The organism is Streptomyces sp. NPDC019890, assembly GCF_044903445.1.
Classification (GTDB): Bacteria; Actinomycetota; Actinomycetes; order Streptomycetales; family Streptomycetaceae; genus Streptomyces.
Genome location: NZ_JBJDQK010000014.1, coordinates 106,334 through 121,089 on the forward strand (window position 1 = coordinate 106,334; position 14,756 = coordinate 121,089).

A 14,756-nucleotide genomic window follows, 5' to 3' on the forward strand; every position below is an offset into this window, starting at 1 on the left:
GAAGAGGGGTCAAGTCCGTCATGCGGATTGCCCCCAGGCCAACAGACCGGGGGGCGGGGCGGGGCCCCCCCCCGCGCGCCCCCCCACAACTCGCGCCCGCTCAGCGCTGAGACAGCGGCGCCGGCGCCTCCTGGACGATCCAGCCGTTGCCGTCCGGGTCCTTGAAGAACATGAACGAGTTCCACCTCTCGCCGGGGCCGGGCTCCCAGCCCGTCTTGCCCACATGCTGGATCTCGCTCACGTCCACCGACCGTTCGACGAGCGCCTCTCGGGTCGCCGCGATGTCCGTCGTGCACAGTTGCAGGCCCTGGAGCGAGCCGGGGAGCATCGAGGGCTGGTCCGGATTGCCCGGCAGGCCGCTGCCCATCGCGATCGAACAGCGGGAGCCGGGCGGGGTGAGCTGGATGATGCGGATGCCGGGGGCCACTTCCTGGTCGAGGTCGGCCTTGAAGCCGCAGCCCTCCTCGTAGAACTTCTTCGACCGGTCGGGATCGGAGACCGGGACCATGATCACTTCAAGAGTCAGTTCCATCGGCGGAGCTCCTTCACTGATTTCGCTGGTTCACTGATTTCACCGAGTTGCACGGATGCCACTGAACTTCACTGCGTGAACTGCCAGCGGGTCTGGCCGAACGGAGCGCCCTTCGCAAAGCCGAATGCCGTGCGCGGCGCCACCCGGAATACCAGGTCGGGGCCGCCCGAGCTGATGAATCCGCCTTCGTTGACCTCGAACTTCCAGTCCGGGCCGTACTTCTGGACATACGCCGCGGAGATGGCGCGCAGCCGCGGCTCGTCGGTGACGCGCACCGCCTCGCCCTCGATCACCAGGTCGTAGCCCTCGTTCAGGGCGTTCGCGCCCGTGGTGAGGACCACCTCCTGATTCTGGCGGAGGTTCTTCGCCTTGCGCTCCTCGACGCCGGTGCAGAAGTACAGCCCGCCGTCGTGCCACACGGCGATCAGCGGGGTGACATGGGGGCGGCCGTCGGGCCGTACGGTCGACAGCCAGAAGAGCTCGGCGGCCTTCAGACGGCCGACCGCCCGGGACCAGTCCCCGACGGTGGCTTTCGGGTCGCTGTAGCGGGGGTCCAGCTCGGGCACTGGTTGGGGCACTGGTTCGGGCATGGCGGGGTCCTCTCCATCCGGGGCTCACCGAATGTGTAGACCGTGGCCGGTCCCCGTACTCATCGGTCCGCCCCGGGCCCGGTACGGGTGGCCCCACGTGGCGGGCGGGCCCAAAATTGTGAGTGTCATGCCATCGGCGCCCGCTCGCCGCAAGGGCGCGGATCACCGGGGTCCACCGCGGGCGGATACGCCTAAGCTCGAGTCCGGACCTTGATCGCAGGACGGGAGACGGCGGGATGACGGTGCCGGGGCGCAGGAGCAGTACGTTCACCCGCCTGCTGCGGCACGGCTTCACCGATCCCGCTGTCGCCGAACGGCTCCTCGGCCTCCCCGAGATGGCGTCCGTGCGGTCCGACCCGGTCCTGCTCGACGCGCTCGGCGCCGTCGCCGATCCCGACCTCGCGCTGCGCGGTCTCGTACGGCTGGTGGAGGCCCAGGAGCCGACTGCCAGGCGCCGCCTTCTCGACACCCTTGTCACCGCCAAGCCGCTGCGCGACCGGCTGCTCGGAGTGCTCGGCGCGTCCGAGGCGCTCGGCGATCACCTGGCCCGCCACCCGGGCGACTGGCAGGCCCTCGTCACCTATGAGGCGACCGATCTGCACCCCGGCGTCGCGGAGTTCGAGCGCGGACTCGCCGACGCCACCGACCCGGTGTCGCTGCGGATCGCCTACCGCCGGTGCCTGCTGTCCATAGCGGCGCGCGATGTGTGCGGTACGACCGATGTCGCCGAGGCCGCCGCCGAACTGGCCGACCTCGCCACGGCCACGCTGCGCGCCGCCCTCGCCATCGCCCGCGCCGCGGCCCCCGCCGACGACGCGCTGTGCCGACTCGCCGTCATCGCCATGGGCAAGTGCGGCGGCCACGAGCTCAACTATGTCTCCGACGTGGACGTCATCTTCGTCGGCGAGCCGGAGGAGGGCGCCGACGAGAGCAAGGCCATGCAGGCCGCGACCCGGCTGGCGTCCCATCTGATGCGGATCTGCTCCGAGCCGACGGTCGAGGGCACGATCTGGCCGGTCGACGCCAATCTGCGGCCCGAGGGACGCAACGGCCCACTGGTGCGCACGCTCTCCAGCCACCTCGCCTACTACCAGCGCTGGGCCAAGACCTGGGAGTTCCAGGCCCTGCTCAAGGCCCGGCCGGTCGCCGGTGACCCCGCGCTCGGCGAGGACTACATCGGCGCCGTCGAGCCGCTGGTCTGGCAGGCCGCCGAACGCGAGAACTTCGTCGCCGACGTACAGAAGATGCGCCGCCGCGTCGTCGACAACATTCCCGCGGCCCAGATCGAGCGCGAGCTCAAGCTCGGCCCGGGCGGGCTGCGGGACGTCGAGTTCGCCGTACAGCTGCTGCAGCTCGTGCACGGGCGCAGCGACGCGACGCTGCGCAGCGGCAGCACCCTGGAGGCCCTGCGGGCGCTGGCGGCCGGCGGCTATGTGGGGCGTGCGGACGCGGCGCAGATGGACTCCGCGTACCGCTTCCTGCGCGCCATGGAGCACCGGATCCAGCTGTACCGGCTGCGGCGTACGCATCTGGTGCCGGAGGACGAGGCCGATCTGCGCCGCCTGGGGCGCTCCCTCGGACTGCGTACGGACCCGGTCGCCGAGCTCAACAAGGAGTGGAAGCGGCACGCCTCGGTGGTGCGGCGGCTGCACGAGAAGCTGTTCTACCGGCCGCTGCTCGACGCCGTCGCGCAGCTCGCCCCCGGTGAGACGCGGCTCAGCACGGAGGCGGCGCGGGAGCGTCTGGAGGCGCTCGGTTACGCGGATCCCGCGGCGGCTCTGCGTCATCTGGAGGCGCTCTCGTCCGGGGTGTCGAGGAAGGCGGCGATCCAGCGGACCCTGCTGCCGGTGCTGCTCGGCTGGTTCGCGGACTCGGCCGATCCGGACGCCGGTCTGCTGGGCTTTCGCAGGGTGTCCGACGCGCTCGGCAAGACGCCCTGGTATCTGCGGCTGCTGCGGGACGAGGGCGCGGCCGCGGAGAATCTGGCCCGGGTGCTGTCCGCCGGCCGGCTCGCGCCCGACCTGCTGCTGCGGGCGCCCGAGGCGGTCGCCCTGCTCGGCGATCCGGAGGGTCTGAAGCCGCGCAGCCGGGACCATCTGGAGCAGGAGATCCTGGCGGCGGTGGGGCGCGCGGAGACCGCGGAGGTGGCGGTCGCGGTGTCTCGTGGGGTGCGCCGCCGCGAGCTGTTCCGTACCGCCGCGGCGGATCTGATCGGCTCGTACGGCACCGAGGACAGTCCCGCCGAGGCGGACCCCGGCGCCCTGGTGGACCGGGTCGGGAACGCGGTCACCGACCTGAATGCGGCGACGATCGCCGGCGCGCTGCGGGCGGCGGTACGTGAACAGTGGGGCGACGAACTGCCGACACGGTTCGCCGTCATCGGCATGGGGCGCTTCGGGGGACACGAGCAGAGCTACGGCTCCGACGCGGATGTGCTCTTCGTCCACGAGCCGCGGGAGGGAGTGGACGATCAGGAGGCGGCGCGGGCGGCGAACACGGTCGTCACGGAGATGCGTCGGCTGCTGCAGCTGCCGACGACCGACCCGCCGCTGCTGATCGACGCGGATCTGCGGCCGGAGGGCAAGAGCGGGCCGATGGTCCGCACGCTTGCCTCCTACGAGGCGTACTACCGCCGGTGGTCGCTGGTCTGGGAGAGCCAGGCACTGCTGCGGGCGGAGCCGATGGCGGGGGACGAGGAGCTGGGGCGCCGCTTCATCGATCTGGTCGACCCGCTGCGCTATCCCGCGGAGGGGCTCGGGGAGGACGCGGTCCGGGAGATCCGCCGGCTGAAGGCCCGGATGGAGTCCGAACGCATGCCGCGCGGGGCGGACCCCACGCTCCACACGAAGCTGGGCCGGGGCGGTCTGAGCGACGTCGAGTGGACGGTGCAGCTTTTCCAGATGCGCCACGGCTGGGCGGAGCCGGGCCTGCGGACGACCCGTACACGGCTCGCCCTGGCCGCCGCGCATGCGGCCGGCCTGATCGCCACGGAGGACGCCCAGATCCTCGACGAGGCGTGGGTCCTGGCGACCCGGGTGCGCAACGGGGTGATGCTGGTGCGGGGCCGCCCGGGCGACACGTTCCCCTCGGACGGGAGGGAATTGGCGGCGGTGGGCCGGTACTTGGGCTATGGGCCGGGGCACGTGGGGGACATGCTGGACGACTACCGGAGGGTGACGAGAAGGGCACGGGCGGTGGTGGAGGAGCTGTTCTACGGGGCGTGACGCGCTCCCCGGCAAGATCGGCCGGACAGGGCCTAGCGGCGCGAGAGGCTTACCGGGCGGCGGGCGATCTGCGCGCGGCTCGCGTCCTCGGCCACCGCGGGTAGCTGCGGCAGCTGGTGCGGCAGCTGCCGGTACCAGGCGTAGGAGAGGGCGAAACCGAAGGCCAGGCAGAGCATGCCGCCGACCGCGTCCAGCCAGAAGTGGTTCGCCGTGGCCACGATGACCACGAGCGTGAGCGTCGGGTAGAGGAGGCCGAGGATCTTCGCCCACGGCGTGGCCGCCAGCCCGAAGATGATCAGTCCGCACCACAGCGACCAGCCGATATGCATCGACGGCATCGCCGCGTACTGGTTGGACATGTTCTTCAGGTTGCCCGAGGCCATCGAGCCCCACGTGTGGTGGACCAGCACCGTGTCGATGAAGCGGTGGCCGTTCATCAACCGGGGCGGCGCGAGCGGATACAGGTAGTAGCCGACCAGTGCCACACCCGTAGTGGCAAAAAGGACAAGACGGGCAGATGCATAGCGGCCGGGATGCCGACGGTACAGCCACACCAGCACACCGATCGTCACGACGAAGTGCAGTGTGGCGTAGTAGTAGTTCATCGACACGATCAGCCAAGTCACGGAATTCATCGCGTGATTGACCGACTGCTCCACCGCCAGGCCCAGCGAGTGCTCGACGTCCCAGATCCAGTCCGCGTTACGCAGCGCCTGTGCCTTCTGCTCCGGCACCGCATTGCGGATCAGTGAGTATGTCCAGTAACTCACCGCGATCAGAAGGATTTCGAACCAGATGCGCGGGCGGCGGGGCGACCGCAGCTTCTGCAGCCGGGTGCGCGCAGGCGGCACTTCGGCGGCGGCTTCGTCCACCATGGGTGACGGGGTAGCCGTCCGGCCTTCCAGTGTCTTCACGGTCGCTTCGCCCATAGGGAGAGAGTCTGTCAGATTCGCGTCCCACACCGATCATCCCTCGGTCTGGTCCTGTTTGCATTGTCTACGCCCTAAGGACGACTGTCTGCACCGGGTCCCGGTGAGGGGCGCTGTACGGGCCCCGAAGCGGTTGATCCCCGTACCACCAGCTCCGGCATGAAGACGAATTCGCTGTGCGGTGCGGGGGTCCCGCCGATCTCCTCCAGGAGGGTGCGTACAGCGGCCTGTCCCATGGCCTGCACCGGCTGCCGGATGGTGGTCAGCGGCGGGTCCGTGAACGCTATGAGCGGAGAGTCGTCGAAGCCCACCACAGAGACGTCGCCCGGCACCTTCAGGCCCCGCCCGCGCGCGGCCCGGATCGCGCCGAGCGCCATCATGTCGCTCGCGCACACCACCGCGGTGCACCCGAGCCCGATCAAGGCGCCCGCCGCGGCCTGGCCGCCTTCGAGGGTGTAGAGGGAGTGCTGGATCAGTTCCTCGGACTCCTCGGGGGCGAGACCGAGCCGGGCCTCCATGGCCTGCTGGAAGCCCTCGATCTTCCGCAGCACGGGCACGAAACGCTTCGGGCCGACCGCCAGGCCGATCCTGGTGTGGCCGAGTGAGGCGAGATGGGTCACGGCGAGATGCATCGCGGCCCGGTCGTCGGGCGAGACGAAGGGGGCCTTCACCTTGGGGGAGAAGCCGCCCAGGAGGACATAGGGGACGCCCTGTCCGCGCAGCTGGTCGTAGCGCTGCATGTCGGCGGTGGTGTCCGCGTGCAGACCCGAGACGAAGATGATTCCGGAGACCCCGCGGTCCACCAGCATTTCGGTGAGCTCGTCCTCGGTGGAGCCGCCCGGGGTCTGGGTGGCGAGGACCGGGGTGTAGCCCTGCCGGGTCAGGGCCTGGCCGATGACCTGGGCGAGCGCCGGGAAGATCGGGTTGTCGAGCTCCGGCGTTATCAGGCCGACCAGGCCGGCGCTGCGCTGCTTCAGCCGCACGGGGCGCTCGTATCCGAGCACGTCGAGCGCTGCGAGTACGGATTCGCGGGTGGCCGCGGCCACACCGGGCTTGCCGTTGAGCACGCGGCTGACTGTGGCTTCGCTGACCCCCGCCTGGGCTGCGATGTCGGCAAGCCGTGCGGTCACGGGACTGGACCTTACCGGTCGCACGTCAGATTGCCCACCACGCACAGCAATCACCGGGAATACGGGCTGTGTCACCCACCGGCTCCATGGCCGCGGAGGAGATCAGCAGTCGTCCCGGCAGGGGCAGTTCGATCTCCGATCCGGTGGTGTTGAGGGTGCAGACCAGGCCCGTGCGGGACAGCGCGAGCAGCCCTTCGGGCCCCGGCAGCCACCGCATCGGGCCGCCCGGCAGCGCACGGCGCAGCGCCAGCGCCGAGCGGTAGAGCTCGAGCGTCGAATCCGGGTCGCCGGTCTGGGCGGCCACGGACAGCTCCCGCCAGCTGCGGGGCTGGGGCAGCCAGCTGGTGCCGGGTCCGAAGCCGTACGGCGGCTCCTGGCCCGACCACGGGATCGGCACCCGGCAGCCGTCGCGGAAGCCGTCCTGCCCCGCCGCCCGGAAGAAGGCGGGGTCCTGGCGCACCTCGTCCGGCAGGTCGGCGACCTCGGGCAGCCCGAGCTCCTCGCCCTGGTAGATGTACGTCGAACCGGGCAGCGCCAGCATGAGCAGCGCGGCCGCGCGGGCCCGGCGCAGCCCCTGTCGGCCGCCGCCGTAGCGGGTGGTGTGGCGGACCACGTCGTGGTTGGAGAGCACCCAGGTGGTCGGCGCCCCCACCGAGGCGGTGGCTGCCAGTGACTCGTCGATCACGCTGTGCATCGTCTCGGGATCCCAAGGGCACCGCAGAAACTGGAAGTTGAAGGCCTGGTGCAGCTCGTCGGGGCGTACGTACAGCGCGAGCCGGTCCGGGCCGGGGGCCCAGGCCTCGGCGACGCCGATCCGGTCGCCGGGGTAGGAGTCGAGGAGCCTGCGCCAGGAGCGGTGGATCTCGTGCACCCCGTCCTGGTCGAAGAAGGGCAGTGTCTGGGCGCCGATCAGCTTGGCCTGTTCCTTGTGGCCGATGTCCGGCAGGCCGGCCGCCTTGACCATGCCGTGCGCGACATCGATACGGAAGCCGTCGACGCCGAGGTCCAGCCAGAAACGCAGCACCGAGTCGAACTCCTCGTGCACCTCCTGGTTCTCCCAGTTGAGGTCGGGCTGCTCCGGCGCGAAGAGATGGAGGTACCACTCACCGTCCGGTGTCCGGGTCCAGGCGGGGCCGCCGAAGACCGACTCCCAGTCGTTGGGTGGCAGCTCGCCGGCCGGGCCCTTGCCGGGCCGGAAGTGGTAGCGCGCGCGGTCCGCCCCCTCGGTATGGTCCGCGAGCGCGGCCCGGAACCACGGGTGCTGGTCCGACGTGTGATTGGGGACGACGTCCACGATCACCCTCAGGCCCAACTCGTGCGCGGTGCGTACGAGATCGTCCGCGTCGGCGAGATCCCCGAAGAGCGGGTCGACGGCCCGGTAGTCGGCGACGTCGTAGCCGCCGTCGGCCTGCGGGGAGGCGTAGAAGGGCGTGAGCCAGACGGCGTCGATGCCCAGCTGTGCGAGATACGGCAGGCGCTGGGTGGCCCCGCGCAGATCGCCGATGCCGTCACCGTCGCTGTCGGCGAAGGAGCGCACGTACACCTGGTAGATGACGGCATCGCGCCACCAGCCCGGGCCCTCGCTGGAAGAGCTTGCAGGGTGCGGCCCTTCGGCGGCCGTGGGGGCCGGAAGGCCGACGGCGGCAGCGAGCTCGTGGGTCATAAAGGGGTCCCTCTCGTTACTGTCCGGGGCGGGGGGACGTACATCTAACGAGGTCAACGTGGGTGTGGGCGCGTAGTGACGGTGTGCTGAGGACCAAAATACAGTCTCTGCAAGGGCTTGCGAAGGTCTTTGCAGCCCTCTGTGAAGTGCCCTGAGTAGCGCAAGTGGGCCGCCGTCAAGCGATGCAATGGCAACCCTCAGGACACGTGGATGTAACGATCCCCCGCTCTTGCAGAAAATTGCCGCAAGGTCTTTCGGCTCTCTTTCATCCTTGTTACGTTCCTGCCGAACCCGGCGCCGCGAGGGAGCGGTCGGCAGGGGGCCTGGTCGCCTCCGCCATCTCGGGCATCTCTGAAGGAGTTCACATGCGGCGTGGCATAGCGGCCACCGCGCTGGTAGCGGCACTGGCACTGGCAGCGACGGCGTGCGGTGGGGGCGACAGCGGCGACAAGGCCGCCGGCCCGGTCACCCTCACCTGGTGGGACACGTCCAACGCGACGAACGAGGCGCCGACGTACAAGGCGATGATCGCCGAGTTCGAGAAGGCGAACAAGGACATCAAGGTCAAGTACGTCAACGTCCCGTTCGACCAGGCGCAGAACAAGTTCCAGACCGCGGCCGGCAGCAAGGGCGCTCCCGACATCATCCGCGCCGAGGTCGGCTGGACCGCCTCGTGGGCGAAGTCGCAGTTCCTGGCCCCGCTGGACGGCACGGACGCGCTCAAGGAAACCGGGGACATCACTCCCTCGCTGCTCAAGCAGGCCCAGTACCAGGGCAAGACCTACGGTGCCCCGTTCGTCACCGACTCCCTCGGCCTGATGTGGAACAAGGAGATCCTGAAGAAGGCCGGCTTCGACAAGGCGCCGACCACCTGGGACGAGGTCAAGAAGGTCTCCAAGGCGGTCAAGGAGAAGGCCGGAGTCGACGGCTTCCAGCTCCGCGCCGACGCCTACTTCGAGCTGCCCTACCTCTTCGGCGAGGGCACCGACATGGTCGACGCCGCCGGGAAGAAGATCACGGTCAACTCGCCCGAGGCCGTCAAGGCCGTCGAGGTGAGCAAGGCTCTGCTCGCCTCGCCGGGTGTCGCCAAGCTCGATGTGACCGCCGACTCCTACGCCCACATGATGGACGCGTTCAACACCGGCAAGGTCGCGATGATCGTCCAGGGCCCGTGGGAGCTGACGAACATCTACAAGGGCGCCGCCTTCAAGGACAAGGCCAACCTCGGCATCTCCGGCGTCCCGGCCGGCTCCACCGGCAAGGCCGGCGCCCCGACCGGTGGCCACAACCTCTCCGTCTACGCCGGCTCCGACAAGGCGCACCAGGTCGCGGCCCAGAAGTTCGTCGGCTTCATGACCTCGGGTGAGACCCAGGCCAAGATCGCGCTGAAGAACGGCACCCTGCCGACCCGCACCTCCGCCTACACCGCGGCGGTCAAGGCCACTCCGGGCATCGCCGAGTTCCAGAGCATCCTCTCCGGCTCCGCCCGGCCCCGTCCGGAACTGCCCGAGTACAGCTCGCTCTTCGCCGACCTCGGCACCAACCTCGCCGCGATCCTTCAGGGCAAGGTGAGCACCCAGAAGGGTCTCGACACCACCGCCGAGTCCTACAAGAAGCTGCTCAAGGACTTCTCCTAAGGCACCCACCGGCCGTCCGGACCGCTCCCGCACAGGGACGGGACGGACGGCCGCCCGTGGTGGTACGGCCACGTCCCCGTTCGGGGCGGTCCGTACCACCACGCCGTACACCCGGTTAAGAATCTGTCGTAAAGGTGTCGAAGATGACCGTCGCCGTCGAGGGCGGAAGCCGAAAGACCCAGCGTGGCAATGCACCGCGCCCCGGGCCGATGAGCCGTATCAGGCAGTCGTACAACCGGAATTGGTATGCCTGGGCGATGGTGGCCCCGGTCGTCGCGGTCATCGGCGTGCTGGTGCTCTACCCCCTGGGCCGCGGCATCTACCTGTCGCTGACCGATGCCGACAGCAGCAACGTCGGCCGGACGATCGGCGTCAACAAGATCCCCGACAGCTTCTCGTGGGTGGGCTTCGACAACTACGCGGAGATCCTCTCCGGCGGTGACCACCAGTTCTGGCCCCACTTCACCTGGACCATCGTCTGGACGATGGTCTGTGTGACCCTGCACTACGGGATCGGCCTGGGGCTCGCCCTGCTGCTGAACCGCAAGATGCGCGGCCGCACCTTCTACCGGATGGTCCTTATCCTGCCGTGGGCGGTGCCGACCTTTGTCACCGTCTTCGCCTGGCGGCTGATCCTCGCCGACGACGGCGGCGTCCTCAACATGGCTCTGGAATGGGCCCACTTGCCCACCCCGGCCTGGCTCAGCGATTCCTTCTGGCAGAAGACCGCCGCCATCATGGTCAACACCTGGGTCGGCGTCCCCTTCATGATGGTCTCTCTCCTCGGCGGCCTGCAGTCGATCCCGCCCGAGCTCTACGAGGCCGCCGAGGTGGACGGCGCAACTCCCTGGCAACGCTTCCGGTATGTGACACTGCCAGGCCTGCGCTCGGTCAGCAGCACGGTCGTCCTGCTCGGCGTCATCTGGACCTTCAACCAGTTCGTCGTCATCTTCCTGCTGTTCGGCAACAACTCGGGCACCGAAGCCCAGATCCTCGTCACCTGGGCGTACCGCCTCGGCTTCGGACAGGACCCGCGCGACTACGCCGGCTCCGCCGCGTACGGCGTCATCATCCTGTCGATGCTCATCGTCTTCGCCTCCTTCTACCGGCGCTGGCTGGCCCGCAACGAGAAGGCCGCCTGACGGCCGCCCCCGGCCGTCGAGCAACAGCACCAGCCATGACGAAAGAGAGGGCAGCCAACCCCATGAGCACCACAGCAGATCTCCCGGTCGCGGGAGCGGCCGAGGCGCCTACCGCCGTCCCGCCCCGCAAGCGCCCTGCGAGCAAGCGGCAGCTGAAGCGCGGAGAGCGTCCCCGTTCCGCATCCCTGCTGATCCACACCGTGCTGATCATCGCGAGTTTCATCGCGGCCTTCCCGATCGGCTGGATCGCCTGGATCTCGCTCGGCCCGGACAAGACAGACTTCCTCCACCCCGGCAAGATCGCCGACAAGATCAGCTTCGAGAACTACACGACGGTCCTGAACGACACGTCGTTCCTCCAGTGGTTCGTCAACTCGCTGATCGTCGCGCTCGGCACCTGCCTGCTCGGCGTCTTCATCGCCGCCAGCTCCGGCTACGCGGTCTCCCGGATGCGTTTCCCCGGCCACCGCCAGCTGATGTGGACCTTCCTGGTCACCCAGATGTTCCCGGTCGCCATCCTCATGGTGCCGCTGTACAACATCCTGGCCAACCTGGGTCTGCTGGACACCTACTGGGCCCTGATCCTGGTCTACTGCACCACGGCGATCCCGTACTGCGCCTGGCTGCTCAAGGGGTACTTCGACACCATCCCCGCGGAGATCGACGAAGCCGGCCGGATCGACGGACTCACTCCGTTCGGCACCTTCTACCGGCTGATCCTGCCGCTCGCCCGGCCGGGCCTGGCGGTGGCCGCGTTCTACACCTTCCTCACCGCCTGGGCCGAGGTCGCCTATGCGTCGGTGTTCATGCTCAGCGACGACAAGTACACCCTCGCCATCGGCCTGACCACCTTCATCAGCGAGCACGACACCCAGTGGGACCTGATGGCCGCGACCTCCGTGCTCATCGCCATCCCCGCGTCGCTGTTCTTCTACCTGGTCCAGCGCCACCTGGTCACCGGCCTCACCGCCGGCGCCGCCAAGTCCTGACCCCACGAACCGGGGCACCCTGCTGCCTGACCGGCCGGGTGCCCCTGCTGCCTGACGTTTCGCCCGAATCGCTGCACCGAGCCTCAGAGGGATCGAGAATGACCCAGTACCTGGCTGACGCCCATCACACCGACCTGACCGCGGCGCGCGCGGACTGGTGGAGAGACGCCGTCATCTACCAGGTGTACCCCCGCAGCTTCGCCGACGGGAACGGCGACGGCATGGGCGACCTTCCGGGCATCCGCAGCCGACTGCCGTACCTCAGGGAACTCGGCGTCGACGCCGTGTGGCTGAGCCCCTTCTACGCATCGCCGCAGGCCGACGCCGGCTACGACGTCGCCGACTACCGGGCCATCGACCCGATGTTCGGCACGCTCCTCGACGCCGACGCGCTGATCCGGGACGCGCACGACCTCGGGCTGCGCATCATCGTCGACCTGGTGCCCAACCACTCCTCCGACGCCCACGAATGGTTCAAGCGTGCGCTGAAGGAAGGCCCGGGATCCCCGCTGCGCGACCGCTACCACTTCCGTCCCGGCAAGGGCACCGACGGTGAACTGCCGCCCAACGACTGGGAGTCCATCTTCGGCGGCCCCGCCTGGACCCGTACACGCAACCCCGACGGCACACCGGGCGACTGGTACCTGCATCTCTTCGCCCCCGAGCAGCCCGACTTCAACTGGGAAAACCCGGCCGTCGCCGACGAGTTCCGCTCGATCCTGCGCTTCTGGCTCGACATGGGCGTCGACGGCTTCCGGATCGACGTCGCCCACGGCCTGGTCAAGGCGGCGGGTCTGCCCGACATCGGCGGCAGCGACCAGCTGAAGCTGCTGGGCAACGAGGTCATGCCGTTCTTCGACCAGGACGGTGTCCACGAGATCTACCGCGCCTGGCGCACGATCCTGGACGAGTACCCGGGCGACCGTATCGCGGTGGCCGAGGCGTGGACCCCCACCGTCGAGCGCACCGCCAACTATGTGCGCCCCGACGAGCTGCACCAGGCCTTCAACTTCCAGTACCTGGGCACCCGGTGGGACGCGGCCGAGCTGCGCCGGGTCATCGACGCGTCGCTGGACGCCATGCGGCCCGTCGGCGCCCCGGCCACCTGGGTGCTCTCCAACCACGATGTGACCCGGCACGCCACCCGCTTCGCGGGCCCGGCGTCCGGCACCCAGATCCGCGAGGCCGGCGACCGTGAACTGGGTCTGCGGCGGGCCCGTGCCGCGACCCTGCTGATGCTGGCACTGCCCGGCTCCGCCTACCTCTACCAGGGCGAGGAGCTCGGACTCCCCGACGTCACCGACCTGCCCGACGAGGTCCGCCAGGACCCGGCCTTCGGCCGCACCGAGGGGCAGGACGGCTTCCGCGACGGCTGCCGGGTGCCGATCCCGTGGACCGCCGAGGGAACTTCTTACGGCTTCGGCGCGGGCGGCAGCTGGCTGCCCCAGCCGGACAGCTGGGCCGGGCTCAGTGTCGAGGCCCAGACCGGCGACCCGGACTCGACCCTGGAGCTGTACCGCAGCGCCCTCGCGGCACGGCGTGAGCACCCCGCGCTGGGCGCGGGCGACGCGGTCGAGTGGCTGGACGCCCCCGAGGGGGTGCTCGCGCTCCGGCGACCGGGCGGCTTCGTGTGCACCGTCAACACGACGGACGCGGCGGTACGGATACCGGCCCCCGGCCGTGTCCTGCTGGCCAGCGGCGCCGTGGATCAGGCGGACGGCGAGGCCGAACTGCCCGCGGACAGCGCTGTGTGGTGGACGGTGTGACGATCTCCCCGTCGCGGGTCGGCGCCGTCCAGTCCGGCGCCGCCCCGCGGCTCGCGGACATCGCGGCCCAGGCGTCGGTCAGCGAGGCGACCGCCAGCCGCGTCATGAACGGCAAACCGGGGGTGGCGAGCGGCACCCGTCAGCGGGTGCTCGCGGCGCTCGACGTGCTCGGATACGAGAGGCCCGTACGGCTGCGGCAGCGCAGCGCGGGCCTCATCGGCCTGCTGACCCCAGAGCTCACCAACCCGATCTTCCCCGCCTTCGCCCAGGCCGTCGAGCAGGTCCTGGCCGGGCACGGCTACACCCCGGTGCTCTGCACCCAGCTGCCGGGCGGCGCGACCGAGGACGAGCTGGTCGAACAGCTCCAGGAGAGCGGCGTCAACGGCATCGTGTTCCTGTCCGGGCAGCACTCCGACACCTCGGCCGATCACACCCGGTACGCCGAACTCGTGGACCGGGGCGTTCCGTTCGTCCTGATGAACGGCTACAGCGAGCACATCAGCGCGCCGTGCGTCTCGTGCGACGACCGGGCGGCGATGCGGACGGCCGTGCACCATCTGGCCGAGCTTGGGCACGAGCGGATCGGCCTCGCGATCGGCCCCCTGCGCTATGTGCCGGCCCACCGCAAGGCCGAGGGCTTCACCGACGGTCTCCGCTCCGTCCTGGGCTTCACCGCCGCGGCGGCCGAACAGCTGGTGCAGCGCTCGCTGTTCAGCGTCGAGGGTGGCCATGCGGCGGCCGGTGCGCTGCTGGACAAGGGGTGCACCGCCATCGTCTGCGGCAGCGACATGATGGCTCTCGGCGTGATCCGGGCGGCCCGGGAGCGCGGCCTCGACGTGCCGTACGACCTCTCGGTGGTCGGGTTCGACGACTCGCAGCTGGTGGCGTTCACGGATCCGCCGCTGACGACGCTGCGTCAGCCGGTGAAGGCGATGGCGGCCGCGGCGGTCGGCGCGCTGCTGGAGGAGCTGCAGGGAAGTCCCGTACAGAGCACGGAATATGTGTTCCAGCCCGAACTCGTGGTCCGGGGCACCACCGCGCAGGCACGCCGGTAGGAGCGCGTGACCGGACCGGCCGGCCGGGCGCGTGGGGCCCGGACCTGCCGGGCCCCCGGCCGGCCGGCCCGGAGTCATGGTTGAACGTAACACCACTGC

The 14,756-nt window shown here is 69.8% G+C and carries 11 protein-coding genes; 6 read left to right on the plus strand and 5 right to left on the minus strand.

The genetic code is table 11. The annotated features are described in order from the left end of the window. Positions 1-100 precede the first annotated feature (100 nt). Positions 101-532 carry a VOC family protein gene (locus ACI2LP_RS29940; protein WP_404727655.1) on the minus strand — a complete coding sequence of 144 codons (432 nt, stop codon included), beginning with the start codon at positions 530-532 and terminating at the stop codon, positions 101-103. Between the two features lie 68 nt (positions 533-600). Next, entirely contained in the window at positions 601-1,122 is a 522-nt protein-coding gene (locus tag ACI2LP_RS29945) for a pyridoxamine 5'-phosphate oxidase family protein (protein ID WP_404727656.1), read from the minus strand. Positions 1,123-1,358: 236 nt separating this feature from the next. Between ACI2LP_RS29945 and ACI2LP_RS29950 the strand changes: the two genes are divergently transcribed. Continuing rightward, entirely contained in the window at positions 1,359-4,346 is a 2,988-nt protein-coding gene (locus ACI2LP_RS29950) for a bifunctional [glutamine synthetase] adenylyltransferase/[glutamine synthetase]-adenylyl-L-tyrosine phosphorylase (RefSeq protein ID WP_404727657.1), read from the plus strand. Between the two features lie 32 nt (positions 4,347-4,378). Here ACI2LP_RS29950 and ACI2LP_RS29955 read toward each other — a convergent pair whose 3' ends face one another. The 3 genes from ACI2LP_RS29955 to ACI2LP_RS29965 form a co-directional block, all read right to left on the minus strand. After that, on the minus strand, positions 4,379-5,275 hold the full coding sequence (locus tag ACI2LP_RS29955) for a phosphatase PAP2 family protein (protein ID WP_404727658.1): 897 nt from the start codon (positions 5,273-5,275) through the stop codon (positions 4,379-4,381). A 74-nt stretch (positions 5,276-5,349) separates the two neighbouring features. Then, on the minus strand, positions 5,350-6,405 hold the full coding sequence (locus ACI2LP_RS29960) for a LacI family DNA-binding transcriptional regulator (RefSeq protein ID WP_404727659.1): 1,056 nt from the start codon (positions 6,403-6,405) through the stop codon (positions 5,350-5,352). A 25-nt stretch (positions 6,406-6,430) separates the two neighbouring features. Next, complete coding sequence (locus tag ACI2LP_RS29965; RefSeq protein ID WP_404727660.1) at positions 6,431-8,068, minus strand: glycoside hydrolase family 13 protein; 1,638 nt, start codon at positions 8,066-8,068, stop codon at positions 6,431-6,433. Positions 8,069-8,433: 365 nt separating this feature from the next. On the opposite strand from ACI2LP_RS29965, the gene ACI2LP_RS29970 reads away from it, so the two are divergent. The 5 genes from ACI2LP_RS29970 (at position 8,434) to ACI2LP_RS29990 (ending at position 14,657) form a co-directional block, all read left to right on the plus strand. Further along, on the plus strand, positions 8,434-9,705 hold the full coding sequence (locus ACI2LP_RS29970; protein ID WP_404727661.1) for an extracellular solute-binding protein: 1,272 nt from the start codon (positions 8,434-8,436) through the stop codon (positions 9,703-9,705). 143 nt (positions 9,706-9,848) lie between these two features. Continuing rightward, positions 9,849-10,847, plus strand: coding sequence for a carbohydrate ABC transporter permease (locus ACI2LP_RS29975; RefSeq protein WP_404727662.1), 999 nt, complete (start codon positions 9,849-9,851; stop codon positions 10,845-10,847). Positions 10,848-10,909: 62 nt separating this feature from the next. After that, positions 10,910-11,836, plus strand: a complete 927-nt coding sequence (locus ACI2LP_RS29980; protein ID WP_404727663.1) for a sugar ABC transporter permease — start codon at positions 10,910-10,912, stop codon at positions 11,834-11,836. A 98-nt stretch (positions 11,837-11,934) separates the two neighbouring features. Continuing rightward, complete coding sequence (locus ACI2LP_RS29985; RefSeq protein ID WP_404727664.1) at positions 11,935-13,602, plus strand: glycoside hydrolase family 13 protein; 1,668 nt, start codon at positions 11,935-11,937, stop codon at positions 13,600-13,602. Then, positions 13,587-14,657 (plus strand): LacI family DNA-binding transcriptional regulator, encoded by a 1,071-nt coding sequence (locus ACI2LP_RS29990; protein WP_404727665.1) that lies wholly within the window; start codon positions 13,587-13,589, stop codon positions 14,655-14,657. Before ACI2LP_RS29985 ends, ACI2LP_RS29990 begins: the two co-directional genes overlap by 16 nt. Positions 14,658-14,756 lie beyond the last annotated feature (99 nt).

Bases quoted from the DNA above. Each gene is read 5' to 3' on its own strand.
- ACI2LP_RS29965 (WP_404727660.1), bottom strand. From the start codon at position 8,068: ATGACCCACGAGCTCGCTGCCGCCGTCGGCCTTCCGGCCCCCACGGCC.
- ACI2LP_RS29945 (WP_404727656.1), bottom strand. From the start codon at position 1,122: ATGCCCGAACCAGTGCCCCAACCAGTGCCCGAGCTGGACCCCCGCTAC.
- ACI2LP_RS29985 (WP_404727664.1), top strand. From the start codon at position 11,935: ATGACCCAGTACCTGGCTGACGCCCATCACACCGACCTGACCGCGGCG.
- ACI2LP_RS29975 (WP_404727662.1), top strand. From the start codon at position 9,849: ATGACCGTCGCCGTCGAGGGCGGAAGCCGAAAGACCCAGCGTGGCAAT.
- ACI2LP_RS29955 (WP_404727658.1), bottom strand. From the start codon at position 5,275: ATGGGCGAAGCGACCGTGAAGACACTGGAAGGCCGGACGGCTACCCCG.
- ACI2LP_RS29980 (WP_404727663.1), top strand. From the start codon at position 10,910: ATGAGCACCACAGCAGATCTCCCGGTCGCGGGAGCGGCCGAGGCGCCT.
- ACI2LP_RS29950 (WP_404727657.1), top strand. From the start codon at position 1,359: ATGACGGTGCCGGGGCGCAGGAGCAGTACGTTCACCCGCCTGCTGCGG.
- ACI2LP_RS29970 (WP_404727661.1), top strand. From the start codon at position 8,434: ATGCGGCGTGGCATAGCGGCCACCGCGCTGGTAGCGGCACTGGCACTG.
- ACI2LP_RS29940 (WP_404727655.1), bottom strand. From the start codon at position 532: ATGGAACTGACTCTTGAAGTGATCATGGTCCCGGTCTCCGATCCCGAC.